At 51.8% G+C, this 21,030-nt stretch carries 19 protein-coding genes and 1 pseudogene; 7 read left to right on the top strand and 13 right to left on the bottom strand.

Features of this window, described 5'->3' with window-relative positions; genetic code table 11:
• Window positions 1-16: 16 nt before the first annotated feature.
• The 6 genes from ACLJR2_RS08370 to hyaA are packed head-to-tail and all read right to left on the bottom strand — an operon-like array spanning window position 17 to window position 5,507.
• The gene (locus ACLJR2_RS08370; RefSeq protein ID WP_000063377.1) at window positions 17-865 is read right to left on the bottom strand and encodes a hydrogenase expression/formation protein; all 849 of its coding nucleotides are present in this window, start codon (window positions 863-865) and stop codon (window positions 17-19) included.
• Window positions 862-1,266 carry a hydrogenase-1 operon protein HyaE gene (gene hyaE, locus ACLJR2_RS08365; protein ID WP_001262580.1) on the bottom strand — a complete coding sequence of 135 codons (405 nt, stop codon included), beginning with the start codon at window positions 1,264-1,266 and terminating at the stop codon, window positions 862-864. The genes ACLJR2_RS08370 and hyaE overlap by 4 nt, the downstream gene beginning before the upstream one ends.
• Window positions 1,256-1,852, bottom strand: coding sequence for a hydrogenase 1 maturation protease (gene hyaD, locus ACLJR2_RS08360; protein ID WP_000993806.1), 597 nt, complete (start codon window positions 1,850-1,852; stop codon window positions 1,256-1,258). The genes hyaE and hyaD overlap by 11 nt, the downstream gene beginning before the upstream one ends.
• Window positions 1,849-2,580, bottom strand: coding sequence for a Ni/Fe-hydrogenase b-type cytochrome subunit (hyaC, locus tag ACLJR2_RS08355; RefSeq protein ID WP_000147031.1), 732 nt, complete (start codon window positions 2,578-2,580; stop codon window positions 1,849-1,851). The genes hyaD and hyaC overlap by 4 nt, the downstream gene beginning before the upstream one ends.
• An 18-nt stretch (window positions 2,581-2,598) precedes the next feature.
• A complete protein-coding gene (gene hyaB, locus ACLJR2_RS08350; RefSeq protein ID WP_000070982.1) occupies window positions 2,599-4,392 on the bottom strand; it encodes a Ni/Fe-hydrogenase large subunit in 1,794 nt (597 codons plus the stop codon).
• Window positions 4,389-5,507, bottom strand: coding sequence for a hydrogenase 1 small subunit (hyaA, locus tag ACLJR2_RS08345; RefSeq protein WP_001058307.1), 1,119 nt, complete (start codon window positions 5,505-5,507; stop codon window positions 4,389-4,391). Before hyaA ends, hyaB begins: the two co-directional genes overlap by 4 nt.
• A gap of 494 nt (window positions 5,508-6,001) precedes the next feature.
• Between hyaA and ACLJR2_RS08340 the strand changes: the two are divergent.
• Window positions 6,002-7,266 (top strand): annotated as a pseudogene (locus ACLJR2_RS08340) (DUF4427 domain-containing protein).
• 489 nt (window positions 7,267-7,755) lie between these two features.
• Here the strand turns inward: ACLJR2_RS08340 and ACLJR2_RS08335 are convergent.
• The 3 genes from ACLJR2_RS08335 to pth all read right to left on the bottom strand — a co-directional run bounded on the left by ACLJR2_RS08335 (window position 7,756) and on the right by pth (window position 11,202).
• Window positions 7,756-8,523, bottom strand: coding sequence for a hypothetical protein (locus ACLJR2_RS08335; RefSeq protein ID WP_001137289.1), 768 nt, complete (start codon window positions 8,521-8,523; stop codon window positions 7,756-7,758).
• A gap of 886 nt (window positions 8,524-9,409) precedes the next feature.
• On the bottom strand, window positions 9,410-10,501 hold the full coding sequence (ychF, locus tag ACLJR2_RS08330) for a redox-regulated ATPase YchF (RefSeq protein WP_000505850.1): 1,092 nt from the start codon (window positions 10,499-10,501) through the stop codon (window positions 9,410-9,412).
• A 116-nt stretch (window positions 10,502-10,617) separates the two neighbouring features.
• The gene (gene pth, locus ACLJR2_RS08325; RefSeq protein ID WP_000985595.1) at window positions 10,618-11,202 is read right to left on the bottom strand and encodes an aminoacyl-tRNA hydrolase; all 585 of its coding nucleotides are present in this window, start codon (window positions 11,200-11,202) and stop codon (window positions 10,618-10,620) included.
• Between the two features lie 275 nt (window positions 11,203-11,477).
• On the opposite strand from pth, the gene ychH reads away from it, so the two are divergent.
• Window positions 11,478-11,756 carry a stress-induced protein YchH gene (ychH, locus tag ACLJR2_RS08320; RefSeq protein WP_000823879.1) on the top strand — a complete coding sequence of 93 codons (279 nt, stop codon included), beginning with the start codon at window positions 11,478-11,480 and terminating at the stop codon, window positions 11,754-11,756.
• Window positions 11,757-11,800: 44 nt separating this feature from the next.
• Here ychH and dauA read toward each other — a convergent pair whose 3' ends face one another.
• The 4 genes from dauA to lolB all read right to left on the bottom strand — a co-directional run bounded on the left by dauA (window position 11,801) and on the right by lolB (window position 16,295).
• Window positions 11,801-13,486 carry a C4-dicarboxylic acid transporter DauA gene (gene dauA, locus ACLJR2_RS08315; protein WP_001037180.1) on the bottom strand — a complete coding sequence of 562 codons (1,686 nt, stop codon included), beginning with the start codon at window positions 13,484-13,486 and terminating at the stop codon, window positions 11,801-11,803.
• Window positions 13,487-13,610: 124 nt separating this feature from the next.
• Window positions 13,611-14,558 (bottom strand): ribose-phosphate diphosphokinase, encoded by a 948-nt coding sequence (prs, locus tag ACLJR2_RS08310; protein ID WP_001518537.1) that lies wholly within the window; start codon window positions 14,556-14,558, stop codon window positions 13,611-13,613.
• 265 nt (window positions 14,559-14,823) lie between these two features.
• Window positions 14,824-15,675, bottom strand: a complete 852-nt coding sequence (gene ispE / locus ACLJR2_RS08305; protein ID WP_000988253.1) for a 4-(cytidine 5'-diphospho)-2-C-methyl-D-erythritol kinase — start codon at window positions 15,673-15,675, stop codon at window positions 14,824-14,826.
• Complete coding sequence (gene lolB / locus ACLJR2_RS08300; RefSeq protein WP_000174484.1) at window positions 15,672-16,295, bottom strand: lipoprotein insertase outer membrane protein LolB; 624 nt, start codon at window positions 16,293-16,295, stop codon at window positions 15,672-15,674. The genes ispE and lolB overlap by 4 nt, the downstream gene beginning before the upstream one ends.
• 313 nt (window positions 16,296-16,608) lie before the next feature.
• Between lolB and hemA the strand changes: the two genes are divergently transcribed.
• Genes hemA through sirB1 form a run of 5 tightly spaced genes read left to right on the top strand, consistent with a single transcriptional unit; the run spans window position 16,609 to window position 21,020 of the window.
• Window positions 16,609-17,865: a glutamyl-tRNA reductase gene (gene hemA / locus ACLJR2_RS08295; protein ID WP_000173208.1), complete on the top strand. Its 1,257-nt coding sequence runs from the start codon at window positions 16,609-16,611 to the stop codon at window positions 17,863-17,865.
• A gap of 40 nt (window positions 17,866-17,905) precedes the next feature.
• A complete protein-coding gene (gene prfA, locus ACLJR2_RS08290; RefSeq protein WP_000804703.1) occupies window positions 17,906-18,988 on the top strand; it encodes a peptide chain release factor 1 in 1,083 nt (360 codons plus the stop codon).
• Complete coding sequence (gene prmC / locus ACLJR2_RS08285; RefSeq protein WP_000347310.1) at window positions 18,988-19,821, top strand: peptide chain release factor N(5)-glutamine methyltransferase; 834 nt, start codon at window positions 18,988-18,990, stop codon at window positions 19,819-19,821. The genes prfA and prmC overlap by 1 nt, the downstream gene beginning before the upstream one ends.
• On the top strand, window positions 19,818-20,207 hold the full coding sequence (gene sirB2 / locus ACLJR2_RS08280) for an invasion regulator SirB2 (RefSeq protein WP_000150667.1): 390 nt from the start codon (window positions 19,818-19,820) through the stop codon (window positions 20,205-20,207). The genes prmC and sirB2 overlap by 4 nt, the downstream gene beginning before the upstream one ends.
• Before the next feature lie 3 nt (window positions 20,208-20,210).
• Window positions 20,211-21,020, top strand: a complete 810-nt coding sequence (sirB1, locus tag ACLJR2_RS08275) for an invasion regulator SirB1 (RefSeq protein ID WP_001257065.1) — start codon at window positions 20,211-20,213, stop codon at window positions 21,018-21,020.
• The last annotated feature ends 10 nt before the right edge of the window (window positions 21,021-21,030 follow it).

Raw genomic sequence — 21,030 nt, 5'->3', positions numbered from 1 at the left:
GTTCCTGTTGAGAGCGTTAGCGCGTCTCCAGCCATCGGCAGACTTCATCCAGGCGCTGGCGCGAATCGGCCAGATCTTCCGGGGCCGCCAGTACCAGCTCCGGCAAAGGACAAATCTCATAGCTATCGAGCAACGGCCCTTTAAGGGCGTCCAGACAGCGCACATGCCAGAGATGGCGCAATGCTGTGGCGTTGATTTGGCTTTCGCCATACCCGGAGATGCGAATCTGGATGTTCCCGTGTCCGCATAAACGCGCCAGAAAAAGACGATCGGCCTCGCTGAGCGGCAGTTGGGTCAAATTGATGCTGTGAGGTTGCAACGCCGGATCGCGTACGTGCGCCAATAACTCATGGGCCAGCGGCAGTCCATTCATCAGACCAGCGACAGGCGGAGGCAGCAGAGAGTCGTCAGGCAGCGTATCGGCGGTAGCCGCTTGCCATAATGTCAGGGGCGCGCTACCCGCTTCCAGACGATCCGTCAGCAGACGTCGGTTATGCAGATGGCGTACCCGCCACAGGCCGCAGAAGATGGTCTCCTGGATCTCGCTTTCACTCCCGTCCGGATGCTGAATGCGTACCGAGACTTCGCCTTCGCCCAATAGCGTATTGAGGAATGAGAGATCATCGGCATTCAGGGGAGATAACTCCCATCCCAGCACGTCGCCGACTTCCGGAATGCGCCGGGCAAGCTGACCTCGCAGATCGGTCAACAATGCCATCACCGCCGGGCTGTGAGCGCAGCGCTCCAGCGCCGCCATACTTGGGTCGCCATTGACCTGACAGGTGAGCGGTAAGGGATTCATCGAGAAACTGGCGTCATCAGGCTGCGTACCTGGCCCCAGCAGATGAAAAAAGGCGTTGCTCATTGTACTGTCTCCTGCGCTGCGGGAGTGTCAACCATCGAACGCATCAGCGTGAGCAGTTCAGCCCAGGGATGAATGCCGCTGAGCGCGCCGCGTAGCTCGCCGTCTGTAAAAACCAACGTCGCCGGAAACCGACGTACATTAAAGCGATCGCCGATAGCTTCGCTTTGTTCAAGGTCGGCCACCGCCACCTGCCAGTCAAACTGCGGGAACTCACGCAGGAGTTCGGCAATCATCACCGGGTTATCGCTGACTTCCGGCGTACGCCGCGGATCGCTACTTAACAGGATGACGCCATCTCCAACCCGTTTGATCCAGTCGTCTACCGTGGAAGCCTCTACCGGTTGCCATCCACGGGTTAACAGGCGTTGCCATAGCGCAGAGAACGGGGTGTCATTCGCCACTTCTTTTGCCCTCCAGACGTGTCTGATACTGACGTATGCGCACTCCCTCATAATTTTCCATCGACAGGCATTTATAGTTCAGGCAGCGTGCGACCTCGTTTGCCTGCGGTACGATCCCCCAGGCGGCCAGTTGCGCCAGGGCGGCCTGTTCCGCCGCCGGTAGCTGGTCGCGAGCTATTTCGCTCAGGCTACCGCCATAGTCGTCCAGTTGCGCCGGTTGCAGACCGACCAGCGCTATGTGACAGGGCAGATGCCCGCGGATGTCGGCCAGCGCCAGAACTTCGGAAAAACTGTTTTGATGCAGGCTCATTTTTTTGGCGCTGAGATACGCGGGGATTTTCTCGCCGGCATAGGTTCGCAGGCTGCCCGGCGCCAGGCCGTAATCGATCGCGTCAAGGAGCAGGAGATGGCTGGCTTGCTCAACATAACCTAACAGGTTTAGCCCTTGCGTACCGCCGTCCACAATTTCTACCTCTTCAGGCCAGTGATATCGGGCATACAAACGCTCCGCGACCCGGATACCGAATCCTTCATCGGCCCACAGCAGGTTTCCTAACCCCATCACCACTACGCGTTGCGCATTCATGAGGGCTCCTTGTCGTGCGGTTTGGGGAATTTGTGGCTGCGATAGCCATTGATCATGGTGGAGATCACCGTATCGTCGGACATAATGTCTTCCCGGATAGCAAGGTAAACGTGCCCGACGATGAAGGCGGCGATCAGCCACATGCCCAGTCGGTGCCAGCTGTGAATATCGATGGAGTTGCCGCCGGTCCAGTAGAAAAATTCAACCACATAGCGGAACGGCGCAAAGATGGCGTACTGGCTATGCTCGCCAAACAGAGCGAAACCGGTGAGGATCATAAATACCGACAACAGGAAATAGCCGAACATCGCGGCCTGCGCGACAGGGTTATGTCCGATGTCGCTCCCCGGTTTTTTCTCCAGAAACAGATACCAGCGGACCACGGAGAAAGCGCCTTGCCACCAACTGCGACGCCAGACCGGGACGATAAACAGCTCTCGCGAATAGCGGTTGCCGACACAGGCCCAATAAATCCGCCCCAGCAGTAACACGGTAAAGATCATCGCGGCGGCAAAGTGGATCAGCCGGATATAGCCCATGTAAAACAGATAGGTCGCCTCGCCACTCACCGAGGGCAGCGGTCGGCCAATAAAGTAGCCTGTTACCATCAGTACCAACATGCAGGCCACCGTTAGCCAGTGCCACAGGCGTACCGGCGCTTCAAACACATAGTGGCTGACGGCAGTATCACGCGCCTCCCCGACGCGTGGAGATAGCTTTCCAGTCATCGTTCTTTTCCTTAACGCTTAGCGTACCTGGACGGCAATCAGTTCGCTGCCGTCGTCGCCGAGCACGTGGGTTGAGCAGGCGAGGCAGGGGTCGAAGCTGTGCAGCGTCCTCAGGATTTCTAACGGTTGGTCGGGAATCGCCATTTGCGTTCCCATCAATGCCGCTTCATAGGCGCCGATCTGTTTTTTAGGATCGCGCGGGCTGGCGTTCCAGGTGGTGGGAACCACGCACTGATAGAGTTCAATCTTCTGATCGCGTATTGACGCCCAGTGTCCCAACGCTCCGCGAGGCGCTTCGGTAAAACCGATGCCGCGGCAGTGCTGCGGCCAACTGGCCGGTTCCCATTTCTCGGTATTGGCGGTGGCCAGGTCGCCGTTTTTCAGGTTGGTCATAAGCCTGTCGAAAAAATACTGCAGCTTACCGACGGCCCATTGCGCTTCGTGCGCGCGGCATAAAATACGGCCAAGCGTAGACTGGATACCGGAGAGCGGCAGTTTAAGGGCGGACATCATGCGATCTACCGACTCTATGGTGGCGGCATCCCCTTTGTGATACGCGATAAGCGTTCGGGCAAGCGGGCCGACTTCCATGGCATGACCCCGCCAGCGCGGCGCTTTAATCCAGGAGTAGCGTTCCTGCTCGTTGAGCTGCTGGATATGCGTATCGCTGCCTTTGACATCACCGGGGTTGTACCAGGGATCGGTAATGCCGTCAAAAGGATGACGCCCCAGCCGATCGTCCGGATAGCGGTACCAGGCGTGATCCACAAACTCCTGTATCTGCTGCGGATCGGCCAAATCTACCGGCATGACATTTTTAAAATCGCCATTGACCACCGCGCCGCCCGGCATTAACAGGCTTTGCTGGCTGAAGTCGTTGGCAATGTCCGGAAATGCGCCGTAGCTCAGCACGCATTTATCCGACAGACCGGTGCCAATTTGACTCCATGCTTTATTGAACTGGCCGATAGCCAGCGCGTCCGGAACCATCACGTTGTTAATGAAGTCGGCGGTGCGGGTGATGATCGACTGCACCAGGTTGAGGCGCTCCATATTGATAGCCCCGACCGCGCCGCTTTGATCGAGATTGATCGCGCACGGCATCCCGCCGACGATCCAGTTAGGATGGGGGTTCTTACCGCCAAATATGGTATGGATTTTGACGATCTCTCGCTGGAAGTCGAGGGCTTCAAGATAGTGGGCAAAACCCATCAGATTAGCCTCTGGCGACAGTTTGTACTGTGGATGTCCCCAATAGCCGTTACGGAATATCCCAAGCTGGCCGCCATCGACAAATTTCTTCAATCGATTTTGTACGTCAAAGAAGTAGCCCGGCGATGACATCGGCCAGGCGGAAAGGCTTTGCGCCAACTGCGAGGTGGCGCGCGGATCGGCTTTCAGCGCATTCAGAACATCAATCCAGTCCATACCGGCTAACTGATAAAAATGGACCAGATGATCGTGACACCACAACGTAGCCAGCATGATGTTACGTATAATATTGGCGTTATCCGGCACCTGGATACCAATCGCATCTTCGATAGCGTACACCGATGCCAGAGCATGTACCCCGGTACATACACCACAAATACGTTCAACAAACGCCCAGGCGTCACGCGGGTCACGGCCTTGCAGAATGATCTCCAGCCCGCGGAACATCGTGCCGCAGGAAACGGCATTGGTAATGACGTTTTGCTCATCAATGTTCACTTCGCAGCGCATATGCCCTTCGATGCGGGTAATCGGGTCCACGATCAGACGACGGCCGGCGTCGTTAACGGTATAACCCTGGGTTTGATACTGGTTACTCATGCCTGTTTATCCTCATTGTCCGGCTGTTGTTCGGCTTGCGCTAACTGTTGTTTGTGGCGTTTACGTTGGTTGAGCGCGCTGGCGACAGCGTGACCGCCAACGCCCGCCGCGACCACGCCCAGCGCGGTCAGCCCCACCGTATCGGCGGTTGAATGGGTACCCATCTGGGGAATATCCACCACGCGGCTATAAAACGAGCCGCGATCCCAGAAACCATTTTCTGAACATCCCAGACATCCGTGACCGGACTGGATAGGAAAGGAGACGCCGTCATTCCAGCGTGTGGAGGAGCAGGCGTTATAGGTGGTTGGCCCTTTACAGCCCATCTTGTACAGGCAGTATCCCTTGCGGGCGGCGGCGTCATCCCAGCTCTCGACAAATTCACCGGCGTCAAAATGGGCGCGACGGTAGCATTTATCGTGGATACGCTGACCGTAGAACATCAGTGGACGGCCCATGCGATCGAGTTCCGGCAGACGATCAAACGTCACCATATAGGTGATAATGGCGCTCATGACATCCGGGATTGGTGGACATCCAGGGACTTTCACGATCGGCTTGTCGGTGATCACTTTATCGATAGGCGTTGCCTGGGTCGGATTGGGGCGGGCGGCCTGGACGCAACCCCAGGAGGCGCAGTTTCCCCAGGCGATAATAGCGCTGGCGCCCGCGGCGGCTTTCTTCAGTTTTTCAATAAACGGGCGGCCGCCGCTGATACAGAACATTCCTTGCTCTCCTAACGGCGGATTGCCTTCCACCGCCAGAATGTATTTCCCGGCGTAGCGAGTGGTAATATCGTCAAAGACTTCTTCGGCCTGTGCGCCGGCGGCGGCCATCAGGGTGTCGTCATAATCAAGGGAAATCAGCGAGAGGATCACATCTTTGGCTAGCGGGTGCGAGGAACGGATAAAGGATTCGGTACAGCAGGTGCATTCCAGTCCATGAATCCAGACCACCGGAATCCGCGGTTTATTCTCCAGCGCCCAGGCGATCTTTGGCGTCATTCCGGCGCCCAGCCCCAGCGATGTGGCGGCAAGGCTACAGAATTTGAGAAAGCTGCGTCGGGTCACTCCCTTACGACGCATGGCTTGATAAAAGGTCTCCTCGTTATTCATAACGCGTATTTTTTCTCCTTTTTGCACCACGCTCCGCCAGGGGCATAAGGCGCTTTTGCGGGTCCGTTGACGTTCCGCCAGCAAGGTAAATCATTGTGTTACGCGCGAGCGCGGAAACGAGCCCGATTCACTTTGCACCGGCGTATACCGTCAGAAATAATGTGAAAAAAGCGTATCGGATTAATGATAAGAAACAATGTGAAGTGTGTGGGTATAGCTTATAGCGGTATATTTATACCCATTATCGATTTTTCGGCGAAAGGGCCGTGGCGGAGAAGGGCGGTTGAGCTTGTTCCAGGATGAGGTTTTCAGCGAGTGACCTCGGGTAGATTTAGCCTGGTCTCGCCATTTCAGGGATACGTAAGTTGATGCAAAAGGAGGGAGGATTTGATGTCATCGTTAAAAGAAGCATACTTCGTGATGATTTTTATATAAAATAATAGTGCTGGTTTTAAAGGAATGCAAAAAAGAGACCGTTTGAAAGAGGGCGTCCCATGAAAAATAACATCAGATTTGACTTGTCCGATTATTTGATTCATTTTTTTCGGGACGTTAATTTAGAGACCGGTAGCCATATTTATTTGCCTGAACACTGTGGTTTTAATAATCAGCACCACGCCTGTTTCATTGATGCTAAATATTTACTTCGATTATCTTTACGCAGTCATAAAATTTTCTCGTCCTGGTCATACCGAAATGGGCAACGAACCGTATATGGTGACTCCCCGGTGGTATGCTTTACAGATATGCCGATTGCAGCTTATTTAGAAACTGGTGTTCGCCGATTAGAACGAAATGAAAAAATCGGTTTATATGCAATCGTTTTACCTAAAGAGCAAATGTTTAATTATGGGGCAAGGCCAGTCATATATGGGTTGGATGAGCATAACAATGCTCGATGCTCGCAAGGCAGAAACGGGGAACGTATTCTTGATGAAACGGCTCTTCCTTTGATTGAACAATATAGATATGTTACTTATGTTCCAGGTAAGATTGACTGGACACATGAACGCGAATGGCGATGGCCATATCGTGGCGATATTAAAAGTTTCCTTAATCATATTAAAGAGTATGGTATTCCGGAAAACATTGAAAGCACCCCAGGGTTTGATTTTAAATCAAGCGAAATAAGTGGTGCGGGAATAATTGTCCCATTTGTAGAAGATATTCCTACCGTAGCTCACGATATTTTAACTTTAATTGACCGGGGTATCATTGGAAGAAATACTTTCAAATTCATTATAGCTGTAGAGAGTTTACAATCATGGACCCAGCTCTCGGAACCGGGCGCGTTACTGACTTGTATTAATGATAATACTTTCGGATTTGAATCTTTTTTTGATTTATCTGCATCTAAAGTAAAAAATTATGCTGATTCTATCAATGATTATGTAAATGAATTATACTCAAAAAAGATTTTCTAAATGATAGCTATGCAATGGAATTTGGAAATGCCTGGGTCTGGATTCATGATAACCAATCCCAGGTGGTACGGGCGTTACTGCAGGTTGGAATGATCGAGGTTAATAAAGAAGGGCGGTACTTATTAGATGTTAATTTGGCTTCTGTTGATTGGCCATTAAGAAGGAAACAAGCTTTCGCAAGTCATGTTGCGGGATGGCTCAAACATCGTTTTAATATCGAAGCGGGAGGGTATTCCGTTCAGGGAAAAGATGATTATGATGCCATCCCAGGTTATGAGACGCCGCTAAAGGATCAGCATCCTTTTTATAATCATACAGTGAATGTCGACTGGTAATTAAGAAAAGAACTTACCCTGTTAGATCTGCGTTAATTTAACGCATTGATTTTTATAGATGAATGAAAGGCATTAGAGTCTATTATAAAATAGACTGTAATTAAAATTGCACATCTGTCTGTTTTTGATATGTGTATTCCAACAACAGAGTCAGGCAGCTTGTGGACGAATTAAAATTCTGCGGCTCGCTACGAAAGTTGCTACAGCCCTTAAAAACTATAGGCGCTGTCGAATCGCTATGGACAGCCTTTGAGAAACGCAAAGTATTTCTGACGAAGGCAAGATTATTTATCCGGCGATCAAGGATGCGTCGAAAAATGGAGTGTGTTGCTCTGGAGTGCTGGCGAAGAACCGTTTTATTATCGGAGTTTGGTGACCGTCTGACGATCACCTTCAAGAAAGCAGGCAGTTACAGAGAATTACTAGTAACCTCTGATAACAGGCACTTTTCATACTCTTTTATGCATCATAAAATGCTGTCTGAACTTGTTAAGCTCTTTCCATAGCATTTGTAAAATAACTATTTTCAAGATATTGATACCAGTGCTCGAAAGATTCATCTTCACCTTTTGGTGCATAGCAATTACCATTCTTATAGAGTTGACCACCAATTAGATAGTGAGATACTCTTAATGTCAATATACCATTTTTAATAGAAAGACTATTTAGTTTTGATTTTTTGTTTCCTTCATCTATAAAATAAAAATAAACGTGGTGATTTGTTTTTGAAAGCTCAAGGAGTTTCTGAAAGGTATCCCTTTCTGGGTAGTGAGTACGAATTACTTCAATGATAATGTTTGGATAGGCTGAGCGGGGGAAAAATTTGTTTCTATCCCTTCCTCCAATATCGGGTTGAATATAAGAATCCTCATGAAATGCAATACGTGCGTCCTTTTCTTTATACCACCCAAAATCACTATCTTTCAGCGGACTAAAAATTACTTGCTCTTCATATGTTCGATTCTCTGCAAAAACATATGTAGAGAACTTAACAGCTTCAATATTTTTATTATTTAACTCATCATATAAATAATTTACGCAATTATCGTGAGTTGGATTATCTTCGGCTCTACCTAACCTTTTGCCGAAAGATGGATTTCCTACTCTTCTGAAATGGGGAGTAATCTCATTTCTTACAGGGACAACAATACAGTCATCTTCATTAAGAAGAGGTTCCTCCTTCATTCTTGGATATAAAGTATGGTCAAAGATATCGCATTCCGAATAGTCTCGGCCTGAGATTAGTCCTCTTGGCATATGTGCTCCTTAAGCTTAGATGTTTAAACCTTGTAATAAAATTTATCTGAAAAATTAAATGTTCTTTTATGATATATTATAATGAACATATGAAGTTTACCACAGGATATTACTGTAGCTTGATAATAATCAATATAATTATCGTTAATCCGCACTCAGTGGTGATTAGATTGCTTGAATTAATCTATTCTCAGCTTGCATAAAATTGATGAATAATATCAATCTGGATAGTTATAAATGATATCTTTAAAGTACTTTATGGTTTCGCAACGCTGTGATAGCTATTATGGTTGGTTGTTAAATTCGTGACCAAATTTTAATATTTACCAATGCTGATATGCGAAAATCGAATGAAGTTTCCCTTTCAACGGACAGTAAATTCTTCGGGGACCTAAAGAATGCAGGGGCGGACACCGTTTTGAAGCCTGTTAGAAGGCGCTTTTAGAAATCTACCGATACTGAAGTTCCTAATATTTATAATATGGGTGATAATGGTGGTAAAAATTCACCTCATAGATATTCCATTGATAGAAAATATCGTATCATTTTGGTGTAAATATACAATTCGTGAACATTATTCCCTAAATTATGTAGTCGTTGGTGGCGAGTCTATCTGTTCTGGAACCAGTCATTCAGACAATTCACTGCCATTTTGAAAACGTTAACTGTAGTGAGCTTCTGGATGCTCAGCTAATTTGAGTGGGCGGACTTATCATGTGTGAAAATAGCTGCTTATTGTACTCACTGGAATGCTCAGTTTTAGTCGCGTTTCTACGCTCTCATCTGAGATACTATAAAAGATAAAATCCACGCAATGGCGTGGATTTTATAGGGTTTTACCGCTGTCATGAGATTCAGCGAAACCTCATGAGGCAACAGAAACTAATTAGACGTTGAACAGGAAGTTCATTATATCGCCATCTTTAACGATGTAATCTTTGCCTTCCGCTCGCATCTTACCGGCTTCTTTCGCGCCTTGTTCACCTTTATACGTAATAAAGTCGTCAAAGGCGATAGTTTGGGCGCGGATAAAGCCTTTTTCGAAGTCGGTATGGATTTTACCTGCTGCCTGCGGCGCGGTTGCGCCAACCGGAATGGTCCATGCGCGAACTTCTTTCACCCCGGCGGTAAAGTAGGTCTGGAGGTTCAGCAGGCGATAACCTGCGCGAATAACGCGGTTCAGCCCCGGCTCTTCCAGACCCAGTTCAGCCATAAATTCGTCGCGCTCGTCATCATCCAGCTCAGCAATATCAGCTTCGACGGCGGCACACACCGGAACCACGACCGAACCTTCTTTCGCGGCGATTTCGCGAACCTGGTCCAGATACGGGTTATTTTCAAAACCGTCTTCATTGACGTTAGCGATATACATTGTCGGCTTCAGCGTCAGGAAGCTTAAATAACGGATAGCCGCTTTATCTTCGTCCGTTAGGTCCAGCGAACGCAGCATCCCCGCTTCGGCCAGGTGCGGCAGGCATTTTTCCAGCGCGGCCAGTTCCGCTTTGGCGTCTTTATCGCCGCCTTTGGCTTTCTTCTGTACGCGATGGATCGCGCGCTCGCAGGTATCGAGGTCAGCCAGCGCCAGTTCGGTATTGATAACATCAATATCTTCTGCCGGATTTACTTTACCCGCCACGTGGATGATATTGTCGTTCTCAAAGCAGCGAACCACGTGACCGATAGCTTCGGTTTCACGGATATTGGTCAGGAACTGGTTGCCCAACCCTTCGCCTTTGGACGCGCCTTTTACCAGACCGGCGATATCCACGAACTCCATCGTGGTTGGTAGAATGCGTTGCGGTTTAACAATCTCAGCCAACTGGTCCAGACGCGGATCGGGCATCGGCACGACACCGGTATTCGGTTCGATAGTGCAGAACGGAAAGTTTGCCGCTTCAATACCGGCTTTTGTCAGCGCGTTGAACAGGGTGGATTTCCCGACGTTGGGCAGACCGACGATACCGCATTTGAATCCCATGATTTAACTCACCTTAATATCTTAATAATCAACCTGTTATAGAAAACAGATTGCAGAAATGGAAATAACTTCGCCTATTATACACGGCGTGCGGCAAAAATGCCGCACATCACTGGTTATTGCGCCTTAAAGGTATGCAAACGGCTTGTTGCTTTGGCCAGACCCTCTTTGAACCACAATTCCGTACAGCGCGCCGCTTCGTCAATGGCCTCATCAATTAATTTTTGTTCAGAAACAGGGGGTTTACCCAGCACGAAACCAACAACTTTATTTTTATCGCCTGGATGACCAATTCCAACGCGTAAGCGGTGAAAGTTGGGATTATTGCCCAGCTTGCTGATGATGTCTTTCAGACCATTGTGGCCGCCGTGGCCGCCGCCAAGTTTAAATTTCGCCACGCCCGGAGGGAGATCCAGCTCGTCGTGAGCGACCAAAATTTCGTCCGGCTGAATACGGTAAAAACTGGCCATTGCACCAACTGCTTTACCACTGAGGTTCATGAACGTGGTGGGTACCAGCAGGCGAACATCTTCCCCTTCCAGCGTGATGCGTGAGGTATAGCCAAAGAATTTAGGCTCTTCACGCAACGGCGCGCGCAGGCGCTCCGCCAGTAAATCGACGTACCATGCGCCTGCATTGTGTCGCGTCGCGGCATATTCCGCACCGGGATTCGCCAGACCAACAATCAATTTAATTGCCACGTTTTTTGTCCTGAGTAGATCCATAACTGGCGCGTAGTTTACTGTCTGTCTGCCCGCTTGACAAAACACAGCGGCACTCTGAAGTAAATTAAATAATTTCCAGCATTGATTATTAAAAATGTAAACTGTTCAGTGTGTTATTTGTAAAGTTTTGTTAAATGAAACTTTACATTTGTGATCACAGCCGCACTTACAAATGGAAGTGTTGTCTATACTTTACACATAAAGTTTAGGGGGATTTCCTAAAAACAACCCAAAAGTTCCGGAGGTGACATATGAAACGCAAAAACGCTTCGTTATTCGGTAACGTGCTGATGGGGTTGGGGCTGGTCGTGATGGTTGTCGGCGTGGGTTACTCTATTTTAAACCAACTGCCGCAGTTTAATTTGCCGCAATTTTTTGCGCATGGCGCAATACTGAGCATTTTTGTCGGTGCAGTTCTTTGGCTGGCGGGGGCTCGTGTAGGGGGGCATGAGCAGGTGAGCGACAAATATTGGTGGGTACGTCACTATGACAAACGTTGCCGCCGTAGCGACAATCGTCGTCATAGCTAACCGGTTCAGGCCCGGTAAGCGTTATCGCCACCGGGCATTGTCCATTAACTGAGTAAATCCGCTAACGCCTCCGTCCTGTTCGGGAAGAAGGTCAGACGCCCAGGAATAGGTTTGATACCGGCACGCGCCATTGTGCGCAGCGGTTGGAACTCCAGATTACTGATACGCAATTCGCAACCCTCCGGCAGACGCTTCACAAAACGCTGAAAAGCATCAAGCCCGCCTGCATCCAGCACTGGTACTGCGTCCCATTTCAGAACGACGATACGTTTGCCCTTAATACGTGACTCAAGGTCAGTAAACAGCCCTTCCGCCGCGGCGAAAAAGAGCGGACCGATAACACGCAGCACCAGCACATCATCAGGCACATCGACATTGACCGGCGCAAGTCGAGTCATTCGCGCAATACGGCGCATAAACAGCAGGGAAGCAAGGACAATCCCCACGCTGATGGCGATGACCATATCAAACAGAACCGTTAATGACATGCACAGCAGCATAACGATGATGTCGTCTTTCGGCGCATGGCGTAACAGATCTACCACTTTATGGGCTTCACTCATATTCCATGCCACTATCAGCAGTAGCGCCGCCATCGCGGAAAGCGGCAGCCAGGAGAGTAGCGGGGCCAAGACCAGTAGCGCCAGAATGACCAGGATAGCGTGAATTACCGCCGAGATGGGAGAGGTCGCGCCAGCGCGGACGTTGGCGGCAGAGCGGGCAATCGCGGCGGTGGCGGTGATGCCGCCAAAGAACGGCGCGACCATATTCCCCAGTCCCTGGCCGATAAGTTCGCTGTTAGCTTTATGTTTGGTGCCGGTCATGCCGTCCAGCACGACGGCGCAGAGCAATGATTCGATTGCCCCCAGCATTGCCATCGAGAAGGCCGCTGGCAGCAGCGCGCGCAGTGAATCCCAGCTTAGCGTGAAATCGGAGCCAGGAAGACTCCACGGCAGCATCAGTTGCGGCAGGAGCTGCGGGATGCCGTTGCCCTGAGTGCCGTCAGCCAGAACATAATGGAACTGTGAGCCGATAGTCGCCACATTGCCGCCCAGCAGATTAACGATCCCCATCACGGCGCAACCAGCCAGCAGCGCGGGAAGATGTCCTGGCAGACGAATACCGAGACGCGGCCAGAAAATCAACGTTCCCAGCGTTACTACGCCAATGGCGGCATCGCCAATATTGACGGTGGGCAACGCCATAAACAGCGCGCCGACTTTCTGCAAATAGTGCTCTGGCACATGGGCCATCTGCAGACCAAGAAAATCTTTAATCTGCATGGTACCGATGGTAATACCAATCCCTGAGGTAAAACCCAACGTGACCGACACCGGGATATATTCAATCAATCGCCCCAGTCTCGCCAGGCCGAAAAGGATCAGGAAGAAGCCCGACATCAGCGTGGCGACCAGTAGGCCCGCCAGACCAAACTGTTGCGATACCGGATACAAAATCACCACAAACGCGGCGGTAGGGCCGGAAACGCTAAAGCGCGAGCCGCCGGTTAGCGCGATCACGATCCCGGCGACAGCGGAGGTATAGAGGCCATACTGCGGCGCAACGCCACTGCCAATTGCCAGCGCCATCGCCAGCGGGATAGCAATAATCCCGACGGTGATCCCGGCTATCACATCACGGGTGAACCGGGAGGCGGTATATTTTTCTTTCCAGCAAGCATCGATGAGAGCGCGGAAAGGCATCACATGTGAGGAAAATAATTTGTTCACAATAATGTTTCATCCATGAGCGCATCATCTGTCAACTAAATGGCAGGTGAAGGAGGCATAAGTCATACAAAAGGGTGTTACAGACAAAAAAACCCGCCGCAGCGGGTTTCAGAACCGGGTTCGATCAATGCTCGAACATGGCGGAAATCGATTCTTCGTTGCTGATACGGCGAATCGCTTCGGCCAGCATACCTGACAGGGTCAAAGTACGCACGTTCGGCAGCGCTTTGATTTCGTCGGTCAGCGGAATGGTGTCGCAGACAACGACTTCATCAATGACGGAGTTGCGCAGGTTGTTTGCCGCATTGCCTGAGAAGATCGGGTGCGTCGCGTAGGCAAACACGCGTTTAGCGCCACGTTCTTTCAATGCTTCTGCTGCTTTGCACAGAGTACCGCCGGTATCGATCATATCATCAACCAGCACGCAGTCACGGCCAGCGACGTCGCCGATGATGTGCATCACCTGAGAAACGTTCGCGCGCGGACGACGTTTATCAATGATAGCCATATCGGTATCGTTCAGCAGCTTAGCGATAGCGCGGGCACGAACCACGCCGCCAATATCCGGAGAAACCACGATCGGGTTATCCAGATTCAGTTGCAGCATATCTTCGAGCAGGATTGGGCTACCGAACACGTTATCAACCGGAACGTCAAAGAAGCCCTGGATCTGTTCAGCATGCAGATCTACGGTGAGAACGCGGTCAACGCCGACGCTGGACAGGAAGTCAGCGACAACTTTTGCGGTAATCGGCACACGGGCGGAACGTACGCGACGGTCCTGACGTGCATAGCCAAAGTAGGGGATAACGGCGGTGATACGACCTGCGGAAGCACGACGCAGGGCATCAACCATAACGACCAATTCCATCAGGTTGTCGTTGGTTGGGGCACAAGTGGACTGGATGATGAAAATATCACCACCGCGTACATTTTCGTTGATTTGTACGCTGACTTCGCCGTCGCTAAAGCGACCTACGGCGGCGTCGCCGAGAGAAGTGTACAGGCGGTTGGCAATACGTTGTGCTAGTTCCGGGGTGGCGTTACCAGCAAAAAGCTTCATATCAGGCACGAGAAGAACCTCAGGCATGCGTCCATTGGTGGAAAGAATCTGCCGAAAACTGTGCGGGCCAGGCAAAATCCTATCCAGGCGGTGTATTAAAGAGCGCGATGCAACGTCTGGAACAAGGTGACGTTGTCACCGAAGCTCAGCTTGCCCGGCTTACTCGTCTTCATTCACGTTTCATGTGCGCTGGTATCGATGCCTCACACCGGTCAAATACGGCATATATGACCGGCGATTCGTCATTTCGCCATCTTCCTGAAACCCGAATGCGTTAGAGTAACTCTCGATGCAATGGGGAGAGGTTGACACCCTTCGCCACAAAAGCATTGAGCCATTCCGGGGCTTGCTCAAGCACCTGGCGAGCACAAGACTCTGTATCGAATTCAGCAAAGACACAGGCCCCTGTCCCAGTCAGGCGCGACGGCGCGTATTCTAACAGCCAGGAAAGCGCCGCATCAACCTCGCGAAAACGTTTTCTTGCGATAACCTCGCAATCATTGCTGAATTCACATTTTAGTAACGTATCTATTGACCTTTTTGGCGTATTACGCGGCAATTGGGGATCTTTAAAGATAACCGGCGTCGGAATGCTTACGCCAGGGTGCGCGACCAGATACCATTTTTCCGGCGGATTCACCGGCGTTAATATTTCGCCTACGCCTTCGGCAAACGCGGCGTGGCCACGAACAAAGACCGGGACGTCGGCGCCGAGCGTCAGGCCGAGCGTCGCCAGTTCATCAATGGAAAGCCCGCATTGCCAAAGATGATTGAGCGCCACCAGAACGGTCGCGGCGTTAGACGAGCCGCCACCCAGACCGCCGCCCATGGGAAGGCGCTTCTCAATGCTGATATCCGCACCGCTTCCGGCGGGCAGGCGTCCACTCTCCGAGGCGACTTTCATCAACAGCCGCGCGGCGCGGACGATCAGATTGTCTTCATTTTCAACGCCGGTAACCGGCGTTAATAAATGGATTTCGCCATCGTGACGCGGTTCGATGTGGAGTGTGTCGCCATAATCCAGAAACTGAAACAGCGTCTGCAGCGTGTGGTAGCCGTCTGCACGCTGTCCGGTGATATATAAAAACAGGTTTAATTTTGCCGGAGAAGGCCAATGGGTCATCATTTCACAATCCAGTTATCCATTTTCAGCTTAATGCGCTGACTGCCGTCTGAAAGCTCCATATTGGCAGGCATGGCAGGCTGCGTTTTGCTGTCATAGCCACCGTAAACCACTTTCCAGTTTTTACCATCCTGGCGATAGTTCACTTCGCTCAGGCGATACTGGTCGTCCAGTTTGTAGTCGGTGGCATCGCCAGGCAGACCAAGGATCCACTGCCGCAGGCTGTTTAACGGAATCGGCATCCCGGTGAGTTTGCCGATCATCTCTTCGGCGTCATCGGCGGTATAACGCTGGCCTTTGTTATCCACCAACTGGACGTTGCCCGGCTGGGCGTTAAGCTCCAGCTCGGTGCTGCCCAATGGGTTGGTAAGCAGCAGACGGTAGCGATCCTGTCCGGTCTGTTGCCAGAAGAAGCGCGCATAGACTTTCTGATCATCTGAGATGTAAGCAAAGGCGCCGCGCGTCTGGTATTGATTCAGATGACGCACCTCTTGCTGATGCTGGCGCCACTGAGGGGAATCCGGGCTCTTGCCCGGGCCTTTATGCCCAGGAAGCGTACAGGCGGTGAGAACCAGGCTTGCTAACGGCAGTAGACGAATCAGGCGAAAATCGGGCAGGGTCATAGTGATGACGAATCCTTGTGATACGGTGCAATAATTGCCTGATGGCGTTACGCTTATCAGGCCTGAAAACTGAACCTGCAGGCTGTAAAAACGTTCGCGCCGCGATTCGGCAAATTTTTGCTATCGGTTACAGTTATAGCCTTTAATGCTAGCGCCGCCTGGTGACATCGTCTACTTTCAAGTTGTCTTAAATCATCAAATTAGCGAGCACTGCCAATTACTCCAAAAGGGGGCTCTCTCTTTTATTGACCACGCGCATCCTGTATGATGCAAGCAGACTAACCATATCAACGCTGGTACTACTCCCGCAGACATGACCCTTTTAGCGCTCGGTATTAACCATAAAACGGCACCTGTATCGCTGCGAGAACGCGTAACGTTTTCGCCGGACACGCTTGATCAGGCGCTGGACAGCCTGCTTGCGCAGCCAATGGTGCAGGGCGGGGTCGTGCTGTCAACCTGTAACCGTACAGAACTGTATTTGAGCGTGGAAGAGCAGGATAACCTGCAAGAAGCGCTGATCCGCTGGTTATGCGATTACCATAACCTGAATGAGGACGATCTGCGCAACAGTCTGTACTGGCATCAGGACAATGACGCCGTCAGCCACCTGATGCGCGTCGCCAGCGGTCTGGATTCACTGGTGCTGGGCGAACCGCAAATCCTCGGTCAGGTGAAAAAAGCGTTTGCGGATTCGCAAAAAGGCCACCTTAACGCCAGCGCGCTGGAGCGAATGTTTCAGAAGTCGTTTTCCGTCGCCAAGCGAGTGCGGACTGAAACCGATATCGGCGCCAGCGCCGTCTCCGTCGCGTTTGCCGCCTGTACGCTCGCCCGCCAAATCTTCGAATCGCTCTCGACGGTCACTGTACTGTTAGTTGGCGCGGGCGAAACTATTGAACTGGTGGCGCGTCACCTGCGCGAGCATAAAGTACAAAAGATGATTATCGCCAACCGAACCCGCGAGCGCGCGCAAGCCCTGGCGGATGAGGTTGGCGCTGAGGTTATCTCGCTCAGCGATATCGACGCCCGCTTGCAGGATGCCGATATTATCATCAGTTCGACCGCCAGCCCGCTGCCGATTATCGGTAAAGGCATGGTGGAGCGCGCATTAAAAAGCCGTCGCAACCAGCCGATGCTGCTGGTGGATATCGCCGTACCGCGCGACGTTGAGCCGGAAGTCGGCAAACTGGCGAACGCTTATCTTTATAGCGTCGATGATTTACAGAGCATCATTTCGCATAATCTGGCGCAGCGTCAGGCTGCGGCGGTAGAAGCGGAAACGATTGTTGAGCAGGAAGCCAGCGAGTTTATGGCCTGGCTACGCGCCCAGGGGGCTAGCGAGACCATTCGGGAATACCGTAGTCAGTCGGAGCAGATTCGTGACGAACTGACTACCAAAGCGCTGTCGGCCCTTCAACAGGGCGGCGATGCGCAAGCCATCTTGCAGGATCTGGCATGGAAACTGACCAACCGCCTGATTCATGCGCCAACGAAATCACTTCAACAGGCTGCCCGTGACGGGGATGACGAACGCCTGAATATTCTGCGCGACAGCCTCGGGCTGGAGTAGCAGCACACACCACACTTTTTTACAGGGTGAATTTACGCCTATGAAGCCTTCTATCGTTGCCAAACTGGAAGCCCTGCACGAACGCCATGAGGAAGTTCAGGCGTTGCTGGGCGATGCGGGAATTATCGCCGACCAGGACCGCTTTCGCGCATTGTCGCGCGAATATGCGCAATTAAGCGACGTTTCTCGCTGTTTTACGGACTGGCAACAGGTTCAGGACGATATCGAGACGGCTCAGATGATGCTCGACGATCCTGAAATGCGGGAAATGGCGCAGGAAGAACTGCGCGAAGCGAAAGAAAAAAGCGAACAACTGGAGCAACAGTTACAGGTACTGCTGCTGCCGAAAGATCCGGACGATGAACGAAACGCGTTCCTTGAGGTTCGCGCCGGCACAGGCGGCGACGAAGCCGCGCTGTTTGCCGGCGATCTGTTCCGCATGTACAGCCGTTATGCCGAAGCGCGCCGCTGGCGCGTGGAGATCATGAGCATGAGCGAAGGCGAGCATGGCGGTTATAAAGAGATCATCGCCAAAATCAGCGGCGACGGCGTGTATGGCCGACTGAAATTTGAGTCCGGCGGACACCGCGTACAGCGTGTTCCGGCGACCGAGTCGCAGGGGCGTATCCATACCTCCGCCTGTACCGTCGCCGTGATGCCGGAGCTGCCGGAAGCCGAGCTGCCGGATATTAACCCGGCGGATCTGCGCATTGATACGTTTCGTTCTTCCGGCGCGGGCGGTCAGCACGTTAACACCACCGACTCCGCTATCCGTATTACCCACTTGCCGACCGGCATCGTGGTGGAATGCCAGGACGAGCGTTCGCAGCATAAAAACAAAGCGAAAGCGCTTTCGGTGCTCGGGGCGCGCATTCACGCCGCCGAAACGGCAAAACGCCAGCAGGCCGAGGCGTCAACGCGCCGCAACCTGCTTGGCAGCGGCGATCGCAGCGATCGTAACCGGACCTATAATTTCCCGCAGGGGCGCGTGACCGATCATCGTATTAATCTGACGTTATATCGCCTTGATGAAACGATGGAAGGTAAGCTGGATATGCTGATTGAGCCGATTGTTCAGGAACACCAGGCTGACCTGTTAGCCGCCTTATCCGAGCAGGAATAATGGATTTTCAGCACTGGCTGCATGAGGCGGTAAACCAGCTCCGGGACAGCGACAGCCCCCGGCGCGACGCCGAGATCCTGCTAGAGTACGTTACGGGCAAGGGGCGGACGTATATCATGGCCTTTGGCGAAACGCCGCTTACCGACGTCCAGCAACAACAGCTCGCGGACCTGCTGCAGCGGCGTAAACAGGGCGAACCTATTGCGTACCTGACGGGCTTACGCGAATTCTGGTCGCTGCCGCTCTTCGTTTCTCCCGCCACGCTAATCCCGCGCCCGGATACCGAATGTCTGGTTGAACAGGCGTTGGCGCGATTGCCGGTAAAAACCTGTCGTATTCTGGATTTAGGCACCGGAACCGGCGCGATTGCGCTGGCGCTGGCCTGCGAGCGACCGGATTGCGAGGTGACTGCGGTCGATCGTATGCCTGATGCGGTTGCGCTGGCGATACGCAACGCGGAACATTTGGCTATCCGGAATGTGCGTATACTGCAAAGTTGTTGGTTCAGCGCGCTATCGGGGCAGCAGTTCGACATGATTGTCAGCAATCCGCCCTACATTGACGCGCAGGACCCGCACCTTAGCGAAGGCGATGTACGCTTTGAACCGCGCTCGGCGTTGGTGGCGGACGAAAACGGTATGGCGGATCTTACGCATATTATCGATAACGCCCGCCAGATGTTAACGCCCGGCGGCTTCCTGCTGCTGGAACACGGTTGGCAGCAGGGCGAAGCGGTAAGAGCGGTTTTCAGGCGGTCTGGTTACTCGGATGTAGAAACGTGTCGTGATTATGGTGGTAATGAACGCGTGACCTGCGGACGTTTTACGCCATGACAATTGCAATGTTGCTCACGCTTCATCTTATCTGTGTTGCGCTCTCCGTCAGTTTGTTTGTCGCTCGTTACTGGTGGCGCTATTGCGGCCATGCGTTGGCCGCCGCGCGCTGGACACGAATCGTGCCTCCCGTCATAGATACCCTGTTACTGCTTAGCGGTATTGGGTTAATCGTTAAAACGCACATCCTGCCATTCACGGAGTCGGGCTCATGGCTGACTGAAAAACTGTTTGGCGTTATCATCTACATCGTTTTGGGTTTTATTGCGCTTGATTATCGTCAGGCGCGCAGCCAGCAGGCGCGTTTTATCGCTTTCCCGCTGGCGCTGGTGGTGCTGTACATCATCATTAAACTCGCCACCACAAAAATACCGTTACTGGGGTAAGTCATGAGGTCGTTAGCTGATTTCGAATTTAACAATGCGCCGCTGTGTGATGGCATGATCCTGGCATCAGAGATGATTCGCCTGGATTTTCCCACGCAGTTTGTCTACGACGAACTGGAACGTCTGGTCAGTCTGGCGCAGGAAGAAATTAGCCAGCTCCTGTCTCAGGATGAGCAACTGGAAAAATTGCTGGCACTTTTTTACGGCGAGTGGGGGTTCACGGATTCCCGCGGCGTCTACCGTCTTTCTGATGCTTTATGGCTCGATAAAGTCCTGAAAAAACGCCAGGGGAGCGCGGTATCGTTGGGCGCTATTTTATTATGGATAGCAAACCGTCTTGATTTGCCGTTGGTGCCCGTTATCTTCCCAACGCAGTTGATTTTGCGTATTGAATCGCTGGAAGGGGAAATGTGGCTGATTAACCCGTTCAACGGTGAAACGCTTGATGAACATACTCTGGAAGTCTGGTTAAAAGGCAATATTAGTCCGGTCGCCGAGTTGTTTAATGAAGATTTGGACGAAGCGGATAACGCCGAAGTGATTCGTAAGCTACTGGATACGCTGAAATCCTCGCTGATGGAGGAACGGCAAATGGAGCTGGCGCTGCGCGTTAGCGAAGCATTGTTGCAATTTAACCCGGAAGATCCTTACGAAATCCGTGACCGCGGGTTGATCTACGCGCAGCTTGAGTGTGAACACGTTGCGCTGACTGATTTAAGCTACTTCGTTGAACAGTGTCCGGAAGACCCGATCAGCGAAATGATTCGTGCGCAGATCAACACCATTGCGCACAAGCAAATTGTTCTACATTAATTAACCGACA

This window comes from Salmonella sp. SAL03688 (genome assembly GCF_046551895.1).
Taxonomy (GTDB): Bacteria; Pseudomonadota; Gammaproteobacteria; order Enterobacterales; family Enterobacteriaceae; genus Salmonella; species Salmonella enterica.
Note: the sequence above shows the minus strand (reverse complement) of the source record. Positions and strands in the feature narration are given on the sequence as shown.

Excerpts from the sequence above, each read along its gene's own strand:
- hyaA (WP_001058307.1), bottom strand. The coding sequence starts at position 5,507 with ATGAATAACGAGGAGACCTTTTATCAAGCCATGCGTCGTAAGGGAGTG.
- prmC (WP_000347310.1), top strand. The coding sequence starts at position 18,988 with ATGGATTTTCAGCACTGGCTGCATGAGGCGGTAAACCAGCTCCGGGAC.
- ACLJR2_RS08370 (WP_000063377.1), bottom strand. The coding sequence starts at position 865 with ATGAGCAACGCCTTTTTTCATCTGCTGGGGCCAGGTACGCAGCCTGAT.
- hyaD (WP_000993806.1), bottom strand. The coding sequence starts at position 1,852 with ATGAATGCGCAACGCGTAGTGGTGATGGGGTTAGGAAACCTGCTGTGG.
- ychF (WP_000505850.1), bottom strand. The coding sequence starts at position 10,501 with ATGGGATTCAAATGCGGTATCGTCGGTCTGCCCAACGTCGGGAAATCC.
- ispE (WP_000988253.1), bottom strand. The coding sequence starts at position 15,675 with ATGATGACCCATTGGCCTTCTCCGGCAAAATTAAACCTGTTTTTATAT.
- sirB1 (WP_001257065.1), top strand. The coding sequence starts at position 20,211 with ATGAGGTCGTTAGCTGATTTCGAATTTAACAATGCGCCGCTGTGTGAT.
- prfA (WP_000804703.1), top strand. The coding sequence starts at position 17,906 with ATGAAGCCTTCTATCGTTGCCAAACTGGAAGCCCTGCACGAACGCCAT.
- sirB2 (WP_000150667.1), top strand. The coding sequence starts at position 19,818 with ATGACAATTGCAATGTTGCTCACGCTTCATCTTATCTGTGTTGCGCTC.
- ACLJR2_RS08335 (WP_001137289.1), bottom strand. The coding sequence starts at position 8,523 with ATGCCAAGAGGACTAATCTCAGGCCGAGACTATTCGGAATGCGATATC.
- hyaC (WP_000147031.1), bottom strand. The coding sequence starts at position 2,580 with ATGACTGGAAAGCTATCTCCACGCGTCGGGGAGGCGCGTGATACTGCC.
- lolB (WP_000174484.1), bottom strand. The coding sequence starts at position 16,295 with ATGACCCTGCCCGATTTTCGCCTGATTCGTCTACTGCCGTTAGCAAGC.
- hemA (WP_000173208.1), top strand. The coding sequence starts at position 16,609 with ATGACCCTTTTAGCGCTCGGTATTAACCATAAAACGGCACCTGTATCG.
- hyaB (WP_000070982.1), bottom strand. The coding sequence starts at position 4,392 with ATGAGTAACCAGTATCAAACCCAGGGTTATACCGTTAACGACGCCGGC.
- ychH (WP_000823879.1), top strand. The coding sequence starts at position 11,478 with ATGAAACGCAAAAACGCTTCGTTATTCGGTAACGTGCTGATGGGGTTG.